At 66.6% G+C, this 16,347-nt stretch carries 11 protein-coding genes and 2 pseudogenes; 9 read left to right on the top strand and 4 right to left on the bottom strand.

Annotation, left to right across the window (positions count from 1 at the left end; all coding sequences use genetic code 11):
• Nucleotides 1-67 precede the first annotated feature (67 nt).
• Entirely contained in the window at nt 68-700 is a 633-nt protein-coding gene (locus AB0I23_RS11130) for a transcriptional regulator (protein ID WP_359108956.1), read from the bottom strand.
• Nucleotides 701-765: 65 nt separating this feature from the next.
• On the opposite strand from AB0I23_RS11130, the gene AB0I23_RS11135 reads away from it, so the two are divergent.
• Nucleotides 766-1,533, top strand: coding sequence for an SDR family oxidoreductase (locus AB0I23_RS11135; protein ID WP_359108957.1), 768 nt, complete (start codon nt 766-768; stop codon nt 1,531-1,533).
• On the opposite strand, the gene AB0I23_RS11140 is transcribed toward AB0I23_RS11135, so the two are convergent.
• The 3 genes from AB0I23_RS11140 to AB0I23_RS11150 all read right to left on the bottom strand — a co-directional run bounded on the left by AB0I23_RS11140 (nt 1,451) and on the right by AB0I23_RS11150 (nt 6,143).
• Nucleotides 1,451-1,957, bottom strand: a complete 507-nt coding sequence (locus AB0I23_RS11140; protein WP_359108959.1) for a transposase family protein — start codon at nt 1,955-1,957, stop codon at nt 1,451-1,453. The two genes, AB0I23_RS11135 and AB0I23_RS11140, sit on opposite strands and share 83 nt — an antisense overlap.
• A gap of 412 nt (nt 1,958-2,369) precedes the next feature.
• Nucleotides 2,370-4,922 (bottom strand): hypothetical protein, encoded by a 2,553-nt coding sequence (locus AB0I23_RS11145; RefSeq protein ID WP_359108961.1) that lies wholly within the window; start codon nt 4,920-4,922, stop codon nt 2,370-2,372.
• 741 nt (nt 4,923-5,663) lie between these two features.
• A complete protein-coding gene (locus AB0I23_RS11150; protein ID WP_359108963.1) occupies nt 5,664-6,143 on the bottom strand; it encodes an ATP-binding protein in 480 nt (159 codons plus the stop codon).
• Nucleotides 6,144-6,291: 148 nt separating this feature from the next.
• Here AB0I23_RS11150 and AB0I23_RS11155 point away from each other — a divergent pair, with 148 nt between their 5' ends.
• From AB0I23_RS11155 to AB0I23_RS11190, 8 genes and pseudogenes are all read left to right on the top strand, one after another.
• Nucleotides 6,292-7,173 (top strand): helix-turn-helix domain-containing protein, encoded by an 882-nt coding sequence (locus AB0I23_RS11155; protein ID WP_359108965.1) that lies wholly within the window; start codon nt 6,292-6,294, stop codon nt 7,171-7,173.
• Entirely contained in the window at nt 7,170-7,382 is a 213-nt protein-coding gene (locus AB0I23_RS11160; RefSeq protein WP_359108966.1) for a DUF397 domain-containing protein, read from the top strand. The genes AB0I23_RS11155 and AB0I23_RS11160 overlap by 4 nt, the downstream gene beginning before the upstream one ends.
• A gap of 476 nt (nt 7,383-7,858) precedes the next feature.
• On the top strand, nt 7,859-9,895 hold the full coding sequence (locus AB0I23_RS11165; RefSeq protein WP_359108967.1) for a hypothetical protein: 2,037 nt from the start codon (nt 7,859-7,861) through the stop codon (nt 9,893-9,895).
• A gap of 289 nt (nt 9,896-10,184) precedes the next feature.
• Entirely contained in the window at nt 10,185-12,899 is a 2,715-nt protein-coding gene (locus AB0I23_RS11170; protein ID WP_359108968.1) for an AAA family ATPase, read from the top strand.
• Nucleotides 12,900-13,692: 793 nt separating this feature from the next.
• Nucleotides 13,693-13,977 (top strand): annotated as a pseudogene (locus tag AB0I23_RS11175) (IS701 family transposase); the annotation flags it as partial.
• Nucleotides 13,978-14,126: 149 nt separating this feature from the next.
• A pseudogene (locus AB0I23_RS11180) lies at nt 14,127-14,603 on the top strand (HARBI1 family protein); the annotation flags it as partial.
• A 339-nt stretch (nt 14,604-14,942) separates the two neighbouring features.
• Nucleotides 14,943-15,467, top strand: coding sequence for a hypothetical protein (locus AB0I23_RS11185; protein WP_359108970.1), 525 nt, complete (start codon nt 14,943-14,945; stop codon nt 15,465-15,467).
• Nucleotides 15,468-15,506: 39 nt separating this feature from the next.
• Nucleotides 15,507-16,265: a hypothetical protein gene (locus tag AB0I23_RS11190; RefSeq protein ID WP_359108972.1), complete on the top strand. Its 759-nt coding sequence runs from the start codon at nt 15,507-15,509 to the stop codon at nt 16,263-16,265.
• Nucleotides 16,266-16,347 lie beyond the last annotated feature (82 nt).

The following is a 16,347-nucleotide window of genomic DNA, read 5'->3' on the forward strand; positions in this document are numbered from 1 at the left end:
TCTCTGCGTCGCCTTTGCTGGTTCGGCTGCGGGTCCTGCGCCATGCGCGGGGTGGCGCGCGGCGGATTCAACGGCGCGGGATGCCGAGGGTGGCCAGCAGGTCCTCGTGCAGCTGGAACCACACGGTGTGATACGAGGACGTGCTGTCCGTCACGTACTCCAGAGCGCCGGCCCTCGCCCGGGCGAGCGCGTCGGCGAGCCGGACGGGGTAGCGCTGGAAGCGGAGCAGCGCCGCGGACAGCTCGGCGCAGAGGGGCTCGGCACGCTGGTGGAACTCCGTGAACCGGTCGAGCACCCGCGCGTCGTAGGAGGGGTCGCTGTGGTCGTTCATCGTCACGGAGCCGTCTGCGGTGCGGGTCTGCCACGCCGTGCAGAGATCGAGCAACTCGGGGTTGAGCACCAGGAACCGGTCGAACGCCGCGGTCAGTCGGGCGCGGGCTCCGGCTTCCTCCAACTCGTCGGCGATCCGCTCGGCGTCCGCGGCTCGGCCCTCCTCCGTAAGGCCCCATCCGCCGAAGTCGCCCGCGGCATGGGTGACGAGTCCGGCCACGGCGAGGTCGATCAGTTCCGATTCGACGTCGGACTCGGGGAGTCCCGACGCCCTGGCCACCCCGGAGAGGCCGGAGAAGCCGATGCAGCGGAGGGTGTGAAGCACCAGCAGGTCGGTGCTGGTCGCGTGGGACGAAACAGGCTGGGTCATGGCGCGGCCCCATCAGGTGTGGTGTGGGAGACATCTGCGGTCGTGAGATCGAAGGCGGCCGCTCCATGAGCGGCATTGGGTCCTTGGGCTCGGATGACGATCGTGCCGTGCTGCACGCGTACCGCGTACTCGGTGGCGTCGTCGGCATCCGGTACGCCGACGGCCGACGCCAGCAGACCGCCTCGTCCAGAACGAGGCGGAGGCGTGGCCAGGCGCCGGGTTCGGATACTACGATCTCCAGTCCAGCGCGGGCGCGGTGGTGGGGGCTGAGGCGTCTCTTTCCGGTCAGCCGGGTGGCTCTTTGCCAGGCCGGTCGCAGGCTCTGGCGTTCGGTCGATACATGGTCAGGTGCGGTCGCATGCCGATGTCTGTCCGCCCAGGTTGTGGCTGGATCTGTGGACGTCCTGGCACCGGATGAACTGGAGGACTTCACTCGGCACGCCGGGAGCGTACTCGGCGGCCTTGACGGCCTGGTCGCCAACATCGGAGGCAAGCGGGGTGGCGGCCTCCTCGACTCGACCCGCGAGGACTGGCAGGCGACCTGGGACCTGAACGGCGGCCACGCGGTGCGCACCGTGCGGTCGGCGCCGGACAGTCTGCGTCCCGGCAGCTCCGTGGTGATCGTCGCCTCCATCTCCGGCTGGAAGCCTCGCTTCCCGGCACAGTACGGGGCGGCCAAGGCGTCTGAGATCTACCTCGCGGGTGCCCTGTGTCAGGACCTCGCCCCGTACGGAATCCGGGTCAACACCGTCAGCCCTGGTTCGGGGCCCGCAGGAGCGTGGTTGCCTGCCGGGTGTCCGTGCGGAGCTTGGTCAGGATCCGCCACGATTTGAGGTTCGCGAAGCCGTGTTCGTTGGCGGTGCGTTCGCGGCTGACCAGGCGGTTCGCTTCCTTCTCGGCGGCGGTCAGCTTGTGGTTGCGGGTGGCCCTGCGGCCGGTGATGATCACCGGGTCGTCGTCGGGTTTGTCGTCGAGCCCGACGAAGCCGAGGTCGGCCAGGGCCCCGAGGCCGGCTTCCCTCAGGTGTTCGGTGATCTTGTTGTGGCGGGCGTTACCAACTCCCGCCGGGGCCCTCGTGTTACGGCAGGAATTGGCTCGTCCGGCTGTTGGCGTCGCTGGCCAGCGTGGCCGGTAGCGGCCTGATGCGGTGCGTGAGAGCCAGCCCCGGTCGGCGAGTTTGCGCAGCTGGCCCCGGACCGGCTCGATCTTCGCCGGGGTCGCCTCCCGGCTCAGCTCAAGGGCGACGTCCTTGGCCATACCGGCACATCACACCAGAGCCATTGAACTGCGGAAACGAGCTTGGCGGAGCCTCAGTGGACGGACCAGTCACTCCCAGGAACCCGGGAAGACATCGAGACCCTCCATGCCGAAGTCGCGCTGGGCACCTTCGGGACTCGGAGCACCGCCTTGTTCGCCGATGCGCACGGGTCCGAGAAACTCACTTCCCGTCACTCTGATCGTTGCCGAGGTCAGCGCGGATGTCCTCTGCCACAGCCGTGGACGGCGGTCCCGGCACAACCGCATGGGCCGCGTGCGACCTGGGAACGGCGATGAGCCATCAGTCTGCCGGCGTTTGTCTGCCTTGCCCCCCACACATCTTGAGGCGGCCCGCCTGGGCCGTACCGGCATCAACCGGCACGGCGCAGGCGGCACGGCACACGGTCCGGCCTCAGCTGCCGGGCTTGTAGCCCAACATGAACGTCACCGGCTGGCCCGAACCCGGATTCCCGGGCTCGTTCGGTTTGGCGAGGGCGTAGACGGAAGCACCGACGGCGCTCAGCGCTTCCCGCGCCTTGTCGGCACTGTCCGCCGCCCCGTAGAAGAGGTCGAATTCACCCTTCAGTCCGACACCCGGCAAGCCCGTCGCCGGCTTCATGGGGACATTCACGTCCAGCATGGTGCCACCGTCGTAGGGGCCCTCGTCAGTGAAGGAGCCCTCCTTGTGGTTCTTGGTGCGTCCGGACGCCGGGTCGGGGTCACCCCGCCCGTCGTCACTGGAGAACTCGACCTGCTCGTGGTCGGCCTTGACCGTGATGAACTCGTTGAACGGGGTTGGTTCCACACCCCAGTCGACGACCCGCCGGTAGGTGATGTGCGGGACTTCGCCCGGGGGCGCCTCCGAGGTGATGGTGACCTTCACGTCGTAGAGCGAACTGCGTGACGAGGGCCTGAACTCGTGGGTCACGGTCACCGGATAGTCCGTACCGGTCAGCCGTACGATCGAGACCACCTGGTAGTCCGTGGTGACGAACTGCGTGACTTTCGCGTTGGGTGAGAGGCCCTTCAACCCGTGTGCGTAGCCGCTCCACTGGCCGACCCCGCCGGGCGGGGTCACCTCGATACCCCAGCCCTCGCAGTGACAGCCTCTCGCGGCGACGCCTTCGAAGTTGGTCGCCTTGTGCCTGATTCCGAGGTTGGTGGTCTTCGACCCAGCGCTGGGAGGACTCCCGGGTGAGATGAGATTCCCTCCGGGCTGCACGCCGATCTCGATCCCGCTGTTGCCGACCACCCCGCCGAAGCGTGAGGTGTACTGGGTCTCCCAGCGCCCCTCCTCTTCGTCCTCGTCCAACCCGCCATGACTGATCATCAACGTCACGACATGGCATTTCCCGCCGATGCGGGTGTCCAGCGTCTCGTCCTGCTGCCGCGCGCTCTTGTCCTCGGCGAAACAACGTCGTGGGATGGTCTCCCAGTTGACAACGGTGAAGGTCAACCTCTCGTCATCGTCCTGCGTGGTGCGTACAGCCATGTTCCACAGGTCGGAGGGCTTGTTGCTGCCGATGAGGTCGACGTAGTGCACGCCGCCGTCCTTGACGGTGGCCTTCCCCGATGCCTTGCCGCTGTCCGGATCCAGCGTCACCGTGTCGTGCCCGGGGCGGGCGACGGGGAAAGTGCTGTCCGAGCCGGTGCCGGCCAGCGCATTGCACCAGTCGGACACATCGGGATCCCGGTAGTGCCAGTACGACCCGAATTCGGACGCCGAACCGTTGCCACACAGCTGGTAGTTGGCGACCCCGAAGGCCCGGAACTCCTCGGCGAGATCCGCGTCGTACTCGTCCCTCATCATGTCCCGGATCTCCGTCTGCCCGTCCGGGAAATGGGCGTCACCGATCCGCTCCCAAGACTTGCGAATGGACTCCGTCCCGAGCCGCTCCTCCATGAACTCGGCGAAGATGAAGGCTCCGTACTGCCGTCCCTCGCCCCACCCGTCCCAGGCGGTCAGCGCCTCGTCCGGCCGCTGGAAGAAAACGTCCAGGTTCTTCGCGTAGTCGTCGCGCTCCCTGGCCGGCATCGCCGAGTCATCCTTGATCGCCTGGTGGGCACCCCATTCCGCGGTCGCCTCCATCCAGGAGTTGAGGCTCTTCATATTGAATAGCAGGCTCACCCCGATGTACTTGTACTGCATGGAGTGAAAGAGCTCGTGCCGCGGCAAGTAGTACTCGTCCGCCTCCTGCCCCGCGCTCCATTTGGACCCGATGTGGATGACATTCGCGTCGGCCACCTCATAGGGCTGTACGGCCCCAGTGCCAGGGGGTGCGTGCTCCGAACCGATGAAGACGGCGACCCGCTTCTCGCCGGCATCCCTCGGTTCGTAGCCCAGGGAGTCGTACTTCGCATAGGCCACCTCGAAGGAACGGCCCATCCGGTCCACGTAGTTCGGCACCCCGTTGCCCTGCACATCGCCGACCGTGGAGTTCCCCGCGCCGTCGTAGGGGTTGGTGTCGTTCTCGCCGCCGAGGTTGTAGATGAGACTGAAGTTGGCGGTGTTGTACGTGCAGCGCTGGCCCGAGGGGAACGCTGTGCCACACTCGGCGCCCTGCCCCTGCAGCGCAGCCTTCACGTCCCCGGCCGCAGGCTGCGGCTCCTGGGGATCGCGGGCGATGACGGGCGCCAGCTCAGCGGCTCCACCGAGCCGGTTCTGAACACTACGGCGGACCGGATGCGGGAGCTTTCCCAACTCTCGCCCGAGCGCCATGGCCAAGATCGTCTCCTGCTGCGGCGGCACGCTCTCGTCCTGGTAGCGCTTCGGAACCCCGCCCTGGTATCCGAGTTTGGCGTACGCATGGTTGACGAACGCCTCCTCCTGCAGCCGCCCGGACCGTACGTCCTCCAGGAGGAGCCTGAGCCCCGGCTGGAAGTCCGCATAGCTTTCCGGCTCCGGCCTGGGCGGCGGCTCACCCTCCACCCCGGAAGCCGGAATTCCGAATAATGAAAGGGTCATCGCTGCCGCAGCCACCCCAACGACCGATCTTTGCCACGTACGCCTCATGCCGGCTCTCCCCCGAGATCAGCGGCTCCTACCCAACCCGTTGTCGGCAGGCAGCCAAGGGTCCGGTGGTGCAAGCACAGAGCGTAGGGGAGGAGGAGGCTCGATCGCCAGATGACAAACCTCAAAGCTCCCGTGGTTCCCTCACAGGTTGGACTGGTGACGCGCGATCGGGCCGGCTTCGACAGCGGGAGGCGGACCTGGTAGACAACATCGTGAGCGCCCTCGGCGGGCTGGTTTTTGGTCACACACTTACCAACTCCCGCCGGGGGCCCTCGTGTTACGGCAGGAATTGGCTCGTCCGGCTGTTGGCGTCGCTGGCCAGCGTGGCCGGTAGCGGCCTGATGCGGTGCGTGAGAGCCAGCCCCGGTCGGCGAGTTTGCGCAGCTGGCCCCGGACCGGCTCGATCTTCGCCGGGGTTGCCTTCCGGCTCAGCTCAAGGGCGACGTCCTTGGCCACCACCGGACCCTCCGCCCCGGCCACGATCTCCGCCCGATCGTCCACGTCAGCACGTCCGTCATGAACATCCCTCCCGGCGCAGAACCACGCGGCAGCCCCCGAACTTCACTCCAGAACCCGCGAGAACGCCCACGCCAGACGATCTCGTGCTGACGATCACGCCGTCTGTCAGCGTGAGGACCTCACCGGCACATCACACCAGAGCCACTGAACTGCGGAAACGAGCTTGGCGGAGCCTCAGTGGATGAGCGCCTGCGACAGGCCTACGTCCAGGGCGGCCCACACCGTTTTGCCCAGTCCGTCGACGCACGGATAACAGCCCCAGCGGTCGGTGAGCGCGGCCACCAGGAGGAGGCCACGGCCTCCGTCCAGGTCGTCCGACGGTTCCGTGAGGGCGGGGATGCTTTCACCGCGCGAGTCAGTGACTTCCACGCGCAGGGTCGCGCTCTCGGCGGAGAGCCGGAGACGGAAGTCGCGGCCGGGTACACGCCCGTGGCGTACGGCGTTGGTGCTGAGCTCCGCGACGATCAGCGTCAGCACGTCGTGGGTATCGCTTCCGTACGGGATGCCCCACGTGTCGAGGCGTTCGCCAGCCAGGCGTCGGGCGAGACGGGCACCGCGTGGGGTGGAGCCGCAGCGCATTGTGAAGTGATGCCAGGGGAAAAAGGGTTGGGCGGTGGGGATGGGGCGTACGGGGAGTGGTGGCTTGCTTGTCATGTCTTCACGGTGACGCTCGGTGGCGTAGCGTGACTAGTGGTGACGCGCCGTCGGGTGTTCGTTGTACGCGACGGCGTGCGGTGTGTACGTGGCACGTGGCGTGACGATGTTCGGGGCGCGGCGTTGGGCCGGTGAGGTGGTGGGGCCGATGGACACTTCGGAACGGGTGGAGCAGGGTGAGCCGGGCGAGCGGGGCGTGCGGGATGACGCCGGGCCCCGGCCGGAGGACGAGCCGGGGTCGGGTGTGGTGACGGCGTTCGGTCGGCAGTTGAAGCTGCTGCGGATGAGGGCCGGGCTGGAGCGGCCCGAGTTCGGGAAGCGCGTGGGCTACGCGGGACAGTCGGTCGCGTCCTTCGAGCAGGGGAGGCGTATCCCGCCGCCGAGGTTCATCGACCGGGCGGACGAGGTACTGGATGCCGGGGGCGTTCTCAAGGCGCTGAAGGAGGAGGTGGGGCGGGCACAGTACCCGGCCTTCTTCCGGGACATGGCACGGTTGGAGTCTGAAGCGGTCGCGCTCCACGTGTACGCAGCCCAGGCGGTCCCCGGCCTGTTGCAAACCGAGGAGTACGCACGCGCTGTGTTCGGCATGCGGCGCCCGCTACTCGACGAGGACACGGTCGAGCAGCGAGTGGCGGCCCGACTGGCTCGGCAGGAGATCTTCTCCCGCAGGCCGATGCAGACCCTGAGTTTCGTGATTGAGGAGTCGGTGCTTCGACGTCCCATCGGTGGTTGGCCGGTATTCCAAGGGCAGATTGAGCAGGTCCTACTGCACGGGCATCGACGCAATGTGGAGATCCAGATCATGCCCAACGAACGCACGGAGCACTGCGGTCTGGCGGGTCCGTTCACCTTGATCGAGAGCCGCGACGGGCGGAGGATGGCCTACGTTGAGGTTCAGCGGGACAGCAGCCTTCACACCGACAGGTCGGCGGTCAGGGAGATCGAGGAGCAGTACGGAATCCTTCGAGCCCAGGCGCTGACTCCGCGTGAATCGCTGACCTTCGTCGAGAAACTGCTGGGAGAGAGATGACCAACCCGAAGTCTGTGCCGACTGTGTCGGAGTCGGCCTGGTTCAAGAGCAGCTATAGCAGTGGTGAGGGCGGGGAGTGCGTAGAGGTGGCCACCGCCACCGGAGCCGTACACATCCGGGACTCAAGGGTCGACGCCGGACCGGTTCTGACCGTCTCCCCCCACGCGTGGGCCGGGTTCGTCGAATTGGCCGCCGACCGGTCGGCCTGAGTACTGCGCAACCCCGTGGGATCTGTCGCGCACCGCCGCGGCAGGTCCCACGCGTATGTCTGGCCCCAGAACGTCAGGCCGCGTCGTCCCCTCCCTCGTCACGGCGGAGCACCCGCCGCACGGCGCGCCGGGCGCTGCGGTTGAGGGAGGACCGGAGGCCCTTGGCCGGGCGAAACCGCGCTGCGCGTCGTTCGGGTCACAGCGGTGCAGGTGTTGACGAGGTCGTTTCATTCGTCGATCCAGGTCTCACTGATGAGGGGGAACAACTCTCAGTTATCCAGACCGAGTTAGGTCCGATGGTCCTGTGGCTTCGCCTCGCTTTTGCGGCGTGGTTGGCACATCGAACGCCGCCGCCGACATGCCCGGATCAGCCGGCCGGCCTTCTCCACAGGTAACTTGCAATTCCTTCACATCATCTGACACGATCCCGCATCCGGCGTGCATTGAGCCGTCGCTGAGCTGGGGGGACCAGCCACGTGCAGATACATACCTGCCTTCGTCGTGCCCTTAACGCCGTACTCGCGCTCCTCATCGCGTCGGCCGCCCTCTGGGTCGGTGCGCCGCCCGCGGCCGCGCACCGGGACGGGTGCCACCGCTGGCACTCCTGTCCGTCCGACACCGGGTCCTACGTCTGTGGGGACCTTGGGCACTTCACCTATTGCGGCTACAGCTCTCTGCCGAGCTCCGGCTCCGGCTCCGAGGACGAAGAAGCCGACGACATCGAGGCGCCGGACCGGCCGAGGGCCAAGAGTGCGAAGGCCGTCGCCGGTGGCCGCGTCACTGTCACCGTGAGCGCCGAGAAGGGCTCGCGGATCGAGGTGCGGGATGCCGAGGACTCCGTCGTGAGCAGAGGCACGGCCACCGGCTCCGCGCAGACGGTCACTTTCACAGCGAAGGACGGTGACCACACCTACTCCGTCGTGGCCGTCGATTCGGCCGACAATGCGAGCGAGGCGAGCGAGGAGTTCTCCGTAACCGTCGACGCGAGCCGACCCGAGGCGGGCAAGCCGGTCGTGACCGCGGCCGACGCGGTGACGGGTGCGGTCCAGGTCTCCTTCGAGGCCGAAGCGGGCGCACGGTACGAAGTGAGTGTCGAGGGCCGCGAGGAACAGCTCAGCGGCACGGTCGGTGACGACGGCATGGTGCGGGGCTCGCTCTGGCTCCCCAACGGTTCGTACCGGCTCACTGCCGTGGTGCGGGACGAGGTGGGCAACCAGACGCGTACCGAGACCACCGCCGCCGTGTCGCTGGACAAGCTCCGGCCCCAGGTGCGTGTCCGGCCTCCGGTCGGCGGAGGAACGACGCAGGTCGAGGTCACTGGGCCGCCCGGTGCGGCAGGCATCGTTTCCACCGAAGGCCAGTCCGAGCCCGTGCGGCTCGACAGCGACGGGCGCGCCGCGGTGTCCCTTTCGGTCGACGACGGTTCCCACCGTGTGCTGGTGAGCCTGAATGACGCCTTCGGACGCGCGGGCACCGGGAGCTCCGGCACCTTCACAGTGGACACCATTCCACCAGCACTGAAGCTTGTGTACGACACCGAACGTGCCAAGTACGGCGACGTGGTCCTCACCGTGACCGGCGAGCGGGGTGCCCGCCTGGCGCTGTCCGGCGCGGGCGAGAAGCGGACCGTCACCCTGGGTGCGGAGCGCCGGACGTTCCGCTGGCACGCGGCGCCCGGTAACCACAGACTGATCGCCCGACTCATCGACGCCCACGGCAACATCAACCGCACGGATCTCACCGTCCACGTCTCGGACGACTGGACCGCCGCACGGATCCGCAACGCCCTGCTGTGGACGGCCGGCGTCGTGCTGGTCCTGGTTCTCGGCGGACTTCTGCTGTGGCAGCGGCGCAGAGCGGTCATCGCGTGGTGGGCCCGTCGGCGGGAGAACGCACGGATGGCCGCCGAGCAGCGTGCGGCCCGTGTCCGCGCGGCACGTCAGGAGGCCGCTGCGCGCGGTCGCAGGGAAGCGCTCCGGCGTGCTCAGCAGGCATACGAGCGCGAACTGGCCGACTGGCAGCGAACCCGGGACAGGCTCGCGGCCGACCACGACTTCGTACGTCAACTACGGGGTACGGAGTACAGCGCGGCGGACTTCCGCTGGGGTGCGCGCAAGCGGGACGAGCGCGTGTTCCTCATCGCGTCCGCGTCGCTGGTCGAGGTCCGCACGCGACAGGGCGTGAGCCACACGGAGAACACGTGGGTGGGCGAGATCGCCGTCACCGACAAGCGCGTCCTCTTCGCGGGTGTGGCCGGCCGACGGGAGTGGGCCTACGGCAAGTGGTTCCACCACGAGCATCATGAGGGCACGTCCCGGACGCTGATCGTGGTGAGCAACCGGCAGAAGACCTCCGGCATTGCTTATGCCTACGAGGAGGCACCCCAGGTGCGGCTGGCGATCGACCTGGCGCTGGGGCAGGCCCAAGGCCGTCACGGCGAAGTGGTCCACGGGGCCCGCGAGGCGCTGGAGGCCCATGACCGGAAGCGGCCCACGGCTCCGACGGGGGACTGACTGGATCGCTGTGGGAAGACGGCGTCCGGCGTTCCGGCCGGACTTGACGTTCGGCAAGACCAGGCCGGTGCCCCGGGGGGCTTCCCCGCTGCTGAACGGCTCCGCAACGAAACAACTTCTGCCCCCGGAGTATGAGATGACCTCCTGAGTCGGGGCGCTCATACGTACTGGCAGGCTGGATTCAGCCAAGGTGGCGGGCTGCTCGGTCACATGTCGGCACGTCAAATAGTCTGCACCCACACATTGTTGGCTCTGCGCTGAGCCTTTGGAGTGCAACGGTGGGGGCAGTGTGACCGCGGTTTTCGTCGACCGTACGGAGAGCCTGAACGCGCTCGCGAGCGTGGCGGACGCGCTGGCGGATGGCCGCAGCAGCGTCCTCGTGATCGAAGGTGAATCGGGGATGGGCAAGTCAACCCTGCTGCGCGAGTTCGTCGAGCGTACGACTGATGCGGGAACCACATCGTGTCGGGTGGTGCTGGTGTGTTCCACGCCAGGGATCGGCACGCATCGGCCGTACGGCCCCATTCTTGACGCCCTTCACGAACTGCAACGGCGATCTTCCAAGCCGATGCGACGCTCCTCCTGGTGGGGCCGAGCCCTGGGCCGGGGCGCGATGGCAGCGGCGCCGGATCTGCTGTCGGCCGCCGTGCCGGGGCTCGGCATGCTGTTCGCGGCAGGGCGGGAGTTCACTGATGCAGCAGTGTCCACGGGTTCCATCCCTGGTGACAGCCTTCTGCCGGTACAGACCACCGTGACCCAGCAGGTCATCGAGGTCCTACTGGAGCAGGCTCGTGCCGACGATCCCCTGCTGCTCATCATCGACGATCTGCAGCTCTGCGATGTGACGACGCTGGAGCTCCTGCATCTTCTGCTTCCGAGGCTGGCGGGCGAGCCGCTGGGGCTGGTCCTCGGCGTCAGCTCGTACACCTCCACCCTGGGTAACGGCCCGGCAGTCAAGACTCTGCTGGAGGCGTGGCGAGGGTCTCACCGGGAGCTGATGTCTGGGCACATGTTGCCACCGCTGCCGGACTGGGCGGTCCGTCAGCTCGTCGACGCCAGACTGCACGGCCAGGGCGTCCCTGCGGACTTCGCCCTCCAGCTGGCCCACGCGACGGCAGGGCGCCCGATCTTCGTGGAGCAGTGCCTGCAACTCTGGCAGCCTGCGTACGGGGCTCGGGTTCCGCTGCCCCGAGACCTTCCTGCGGCTGTCGACGACCGAATAGACCTGCTCGATGACCGGTGCCGAGAGTTACTCGTCATCGGCGCCACCATGGGCGAGTTCTTCTTTTCACATACGGTGGCCGAGGTGGCCGGAGTACCGCACTCCCAGGTCCAGGACCTGCTGCGGCGGGTCGCGCACGAGCATGGCTTGATCCGCGAGCGATGCGAGGGCCTTCCGGCATGGGCAGGCTGCTTGAACACTGACTGGTACGACTTCGAGCACCGTATTCTGCAGCACGGCATCCGGGGTCGACAGTCCCAGGGGGCCCGGCTCGGCCGCCACGCCCGCCTTGCCGAGGCTCTTCGGCAGTTGCCGCACGCCCCGTCCGAGCGTGCGCCCCGGGAACTGCGCGCGCTCATCGCCGACCAGCTCTGTCAGGCCGGGCCCGCCTGCGCAGGTCAGAGTTCGGCGGCCCATTATGAACTCGCCCGGTCCGTCGCCGTGGACGACCTCTCCTTCGCGCAGGCGGAACAGCACTGCCGTACCGCCATCGAGTCAGCACGGCTGCTGCCGCAGGAAACCCCAGAACGGGACTTGCGGCTCGTGGAGGCCGTCGAATTGCTGCTGTGCCTCACCGAGGTCCGGTGGAAAGGCGTCGAGAGCGAGCAGAACAGCGGCGGCATCGACACCCTCGCGGCCGAGGCCGAGCAGGCCGCCCACCGGCTCGGGGACCGCCTGCTCATAGCGCGCACCACTTTGCAGCGCGGCAAGACTTTGATGGCCGTGCAAGGCCTGCGCCCCTCCCTGGCCAAGCTTGAGGAGGCGGTCCAGCACGCCCGGGGGTGTGAGGGGGCGGGTGGGGCGGCCGCGCTGTTCGTCGCCATGGTCGAGTATGGCCGCCAGCTGCCGAAACGAGACCTTCAGGCAGGCCTGAGGGTTCTTATTGAGGCCGAGGAGTTCTACGCCTCCGACCCGAGCCTCGAGGAGGCTGGAAATCCCGTGCTGCAGCACGCACGCAACCTCAATGAGATGCAGATCGGCGTCAACCTCTTCGATGCGGGTCATCTCGGAGAGGCCCGGCGCCGACTACTGCGCTGCACGGACCGTCTGCGTGGTGAAAGACTCCGCGCGGAACTCCCCATCGCCCTCAACTATCTCTCCCAGCTGCACCTCGCGATGGGCGCGTACGAGGATGCGGAAACCGTTCTGCGGGAGGCGCTCGAATTCGAGGAACGTCGTGGCGGCGACAGCGGCTGGCACGCGTATAACAGCGCACTCCTCGCCCTGCGCGCCACCCACGACCCGGCCCGTCGGGACGAGGCAGCGCAACGGATCCGGGACGCCTGGCACGAGACTGAGCGCACCCGGCTGGCGAGTCTCATGCCGATCGTCCGCAACCTCTACATCGAGGTGCTGCTGCGACTACGGGAGGACCCGGAACTCGCCCGCCGGCTTGCTGATGACACGCTTGCCGAGACCCGGGAGACGGGGATGGTACGCAGCGAAATCGCCGGATACTGCCTGCGTGGTCGGATCCGGCTCGCCACTGGCGACACCGACCTCGCAGTCCGCGACGTCCGTCACGCACTTACCTTGCTGGCTGAGCACGGCGACTTGCCTGCCCTGCGCACCGAAGAGGTCCTGTACGACGCTGCCACTGCCCTGACCGCCTCCGGCAACGGCAGCGAGGCCACCCAACTGCTGGACAGGGCTCGTCGAGAGGTCCTGCGCAAGGCGGAGGGCATCGGCGACATGGAACTGCGGACACGGTTCCTGAACGCGGTCCCGCTCAATCGCGAACTGTTCGGGTATGAGGGGGAAGGCGAAGGCGGTACGGAGTGACTGATTACGGTGCAGGATCGGGAGGAGTCCCAGCCGGGGGAGCGCGAGAGAAGAGTCGGCGTGTTCATTGTTTGCCAGCCGTTCTTGCGGCCGACCGGGCCCAGCAGGCCGCACACGTAGCCCCGCATCCGCCGCCGCGGCTCGATGCGAGAAAATCTGCCGTACCCGCCGGACCAGAAAGTCGAGGCCATCAACCTGGTCCTGAAGCAGATGGAGCACTTCGCTAACGAGTGGTCCACGAGCGGCACCAAGGAGGGTTAAGGCACCTGTTCCGCCAGTCGTGCCGGCACATTCGGGGCCACGTATGACTGGCGGTCCGCTGCCTGGACGTGGACGAGCATGCTGCTTAGGGCCCGTAAAGAATCAACGTGTTTGCTTCCGGTGATGTGGCTCGTTGACGTGGTATGGGCATACCGCAAGAGGTTCGAGGTCAACTGGCAGCGAAGTTCGGGGTGTTGTTCCACCTGGACGAGCGGCAGCAACGTCTGCTGATGGGAGCCGAGGCCCGCGTCCTGGGGCACGGCGGGATCCGGGCCGTCGCGCGGGCCGCCGGGGCAAAGCGACCCGCTGGCGCCAGATCGATCTCGACTGGCTCCGCGACCAACGCGCCGCTGGACGCACTTGCCGCGAACTCGCCGAGGCAACCGGCTTCTCGCTCGGAATGATCAGCTACCTGGGCCGCCGGCATGACCTGCCTGGTCGCCACCCTGGGGAAATCCGATCGCCCCCGAGAAGCACACCGGCAATACCCCGTTATAGCGGGGCTGCATGACCTATCCCGGGCCACCTCGGCGCCTACTACCGCTGTTACTCACCGAATCGGTGCCGCTGACCAACTTGGTGGAGGTTGCTGGATCCAGATGGCGGGTGTGGAGACTTTCCAGAGTGAGAATGGGCTGGCCGACCTCGATGAGCACCAGGTCCGCCGCTACCCCTCCTGGATCCGCTGGGGCACTCTCGCGATGCTCGCCCACGCTTTCCTGGCTGTGGTCCGCGCCGACGAACACCACTAACCCGCACCGGACGGGCTCATCCCGCGTCCTGCGACGAGATCCAACGCCTGTTCAGCACCCTCGTCAATTCAGCCCAGATATGCACGCGGAGGGCTATCAGGCCTTCGGGGCGGTGCCCTCGATGCCGTGGTCCCGCAGCCAGTCGGTGAGCGAGGAGCCGAAGGAAGCGTGGACCTCCTCGAGCGGGTGCTGCATCTCCCCAGTCGGGAACCGGCGGGTGGCCGCGGCCGGCCCCAACAAAGCCGACCTGTGGTGGTCCGGGAAACATAAGCACCATGGCGGGAACGTGCAGGTCATCGCCGCTGCAGACGGCTGGCCGCTGTGGGTCTCGCCGGTCCGCCCGGGTCGCGAGCACGACACCACCTGCGCCCGCGCCCACGGCCTGGTCGACGCCCTCAACCAGCTCGCCGCCACCCTGGGCATCCCCACCCTGACCGACCTCGGCTACGAGAACGTCGGCGACGGCTTCCGCCACCCGGTCAAGAAGCCCCAGGGCGGCGAAGTCACCAAGCACCAGCAGGCGTTCAACAAAGTCATCCGGGGCATCTACGGCGTCGCCGAACGCGCCAACGCCCTGCTCAAGGTCACGTTCAAGGCCCTGCGCCGGGTCAGCCTCGACCCCGCCGCCACCACCCGGATCGCCCGCGCGGTCCTCGTCCTGCTCCAGTTCGAACACGGCCGCACCACCTGACGAAGATCACGAACCGTCACGAGACGTTACCGAGAGGGGTTTAATGAGTTTCTGATCAATAACCGGCAGAAACTCACTCATCTCCCTCACATCGGAATTTGGCATTCCGAATTTTACCCGAGTCGGAACGATCGATTCCAGTTCCACTTTCACGAGCGATCTTGCGCATATGCCACTGACCAAATACACTCCCCGTTCAATTGATCACGGCTTCAACGCGCACCCAAGGGGGACACTGTGAGACTGAGACGTTTCACCTGGCCGAAGAGTTCAAGAAGGGGTTTTGCGGGCAGGCTACTGCGAGTGCTGACGGCTTGTGTGGTCGTAGCAGCGGGAGGCTTGTTCACTGCCACTCCGGCACATGCCTACACGCACAATTGTGGCCAGTTTTACGGAATCGGCGAGGGGGGTGCCATCTCGTATCGCTACTACAGCATCACATCGACGTACCAGAGCGCGTTTGGCAACGCACAGGAAAGATGGGACACCACATCACCGAACTCGCCGGGCTACTTCAGTAAGCAGCAAACCAACGGGGACCCGATGGTGGAAGTGCGGGACGGCTCCTACGCCTGGGATTCATGGGCGCGAACCTCGTGGCAAGGATGCATTTTCGGTGACTGGTTGTATAACGAGGTCTACGTGGCCTTCAACTCGCGAACTATGAGCGGCCTGACGACTCGCCAGAAGAAGATGGTCGCCGAGCACGAAATAGGTCATGCTTACGGGCTTGGCCATAATTCATACGGCTGCTCTTCCCCCGGGCCATCTCTCATGCGGCAGGGAACGGCGAAGTTCTCGTGCAGCGGTGACGGTCCCTGGTATGACGACATCAAGGGCGCCAGGGCTAAATACACACCCTGAAAAGATTAGCCCCTACCAAACTCGCAACCAGGTGGATAGATGAAGAAGTCCTTGATCCTTGCCTCCCTCCTCACCCTAGCGTCATTGAGCATGACAGCCTGCTCATCCGGCAACTCCGAAGAGAAGCTCAACGGGGAAGCGGACTATGAGGTCTACTCCAGCGTGGAGGACTTGACGTCGGCTTCGACCGCTGCCTATGAGGTCAAGGTCGGCGATGTCGTGTCACGCGAATGCGACGACGGCGGCGACTCATCGGGGCATGGAGGGGAGCCCACCCCCGGCCCGGAAGACTCCGACCCGGAGGACGCGTCCCCGACCCCCAGTGCTGCCAGTCCCACACCGAGTGGAATCGCCGGCGGGGAATCCACCTACTCCGACTGTCTGCCAATGGTCTTCTACAAGGCCACCATCGAAACCATCATCTACCAGGGGCCCGCGGCCCGCGGCATCGAGCCGGTGCCACTGGGCGAACTCATCATCGGCAACGTCGACACGGAAAAGGTCGACCTGGAAGGCGCGTCACCACTCGTACCGGGCAGCTACGTCGTCGTGTACGGCAACGAGCTATCTGCAGCAGATCACCCTGGCATCACGACCATCAACGACGACATCTGGATGCCGGTCGGCGGAGAGCAGGGACTTTTTGATGTGGACCCAGTGACCGAGACCGCTACGGCACGGTCTTCAAACGTCCGGACTCTGCTGACTGGAGATGCTCGGAGTAAGTCAGTGTCATCCGAGAAATTCAAAACTGACATCAGGTCACTGAAGCAAGCCGCCACGGCCGCAACCAGTTGACGCTCCATCGAGATCTGGCGGGCCGGCAGCTGTATTTTTCTGCACCGCAGCGCCACACGGTGCAGCGGTGAGAAGCCGTAGT

The organism is Streptomyces atratus, from assembly GCF_040655115.1.
Lineage (GTDB): Bacteria > Actinomycetota > Actinomycetes > Streptomycetales > Streptomycetaceae > Streptomyces > Streptomyces atratus_D.

Excerpts from the sequence above, each read along its gene's own strand:
- AB0I23_RS11130 (WP_359108956.1), bottom strand. The coding sequence starts at position 700 with ATGACCCAGCCTGTTTCGTCCCACGCGACCAGCACCGACCTGCTGGTG.
- AB0I23_RS11135 (WP_359108957.1), top strand. The coding sequence starts at position 766 with ATGAGCGGCATTGGGTCCTTGGGCTCGGATGACGATCGTGCCGTGCTG.
- AB0I23_RS11140 (WP_359108959.1), bottom strand. The coding sequence starts at position 1,957 with ATGGCCAAGGACGTCGCCCTTGAGCTGAGCCGGGAGGCGACCCCGGCG.
- AB0I23_RS11145 (WP_359108961.1), bottom strand. The coding sequence starts at position 4,922 with ATGACCCTTTCATTATTCGGAATTCCGGCTTCCGGGGTGGAGGGTGAG.
- AB0I23_RS11150 (WP_359108963.1), bottom strand. The coding sequence starts at position 6,143 with ATGACAAGCAAGCCACCACTCCCCGTACGCCCCATCCCCACCGCCCAA.
- AB0I23_RS11155 (WP_359108965.1), top strand. The coding sequence starts at position 6,292 with ATGGACACTTCGGAACGGGTGGAGCAGGGTGAGCCGGGCGAGCGGGGC.
- AB0I23_RS11160 (WP_359108966.1), top strand. The coding sequence starts at position 7,170 with ATGACCAACCCGAAGTCTGTGCCGACTGTGTCGGAGTCGGCCTGGTTC.
- AB0I23_RS11190 (WP_359108972.1), top strand. The coding sequence starts at position 15,507 with ATGAAGAAGTCCTTGATCCTTGCCTCCCTCCTCACCCTAGCGTCATTG.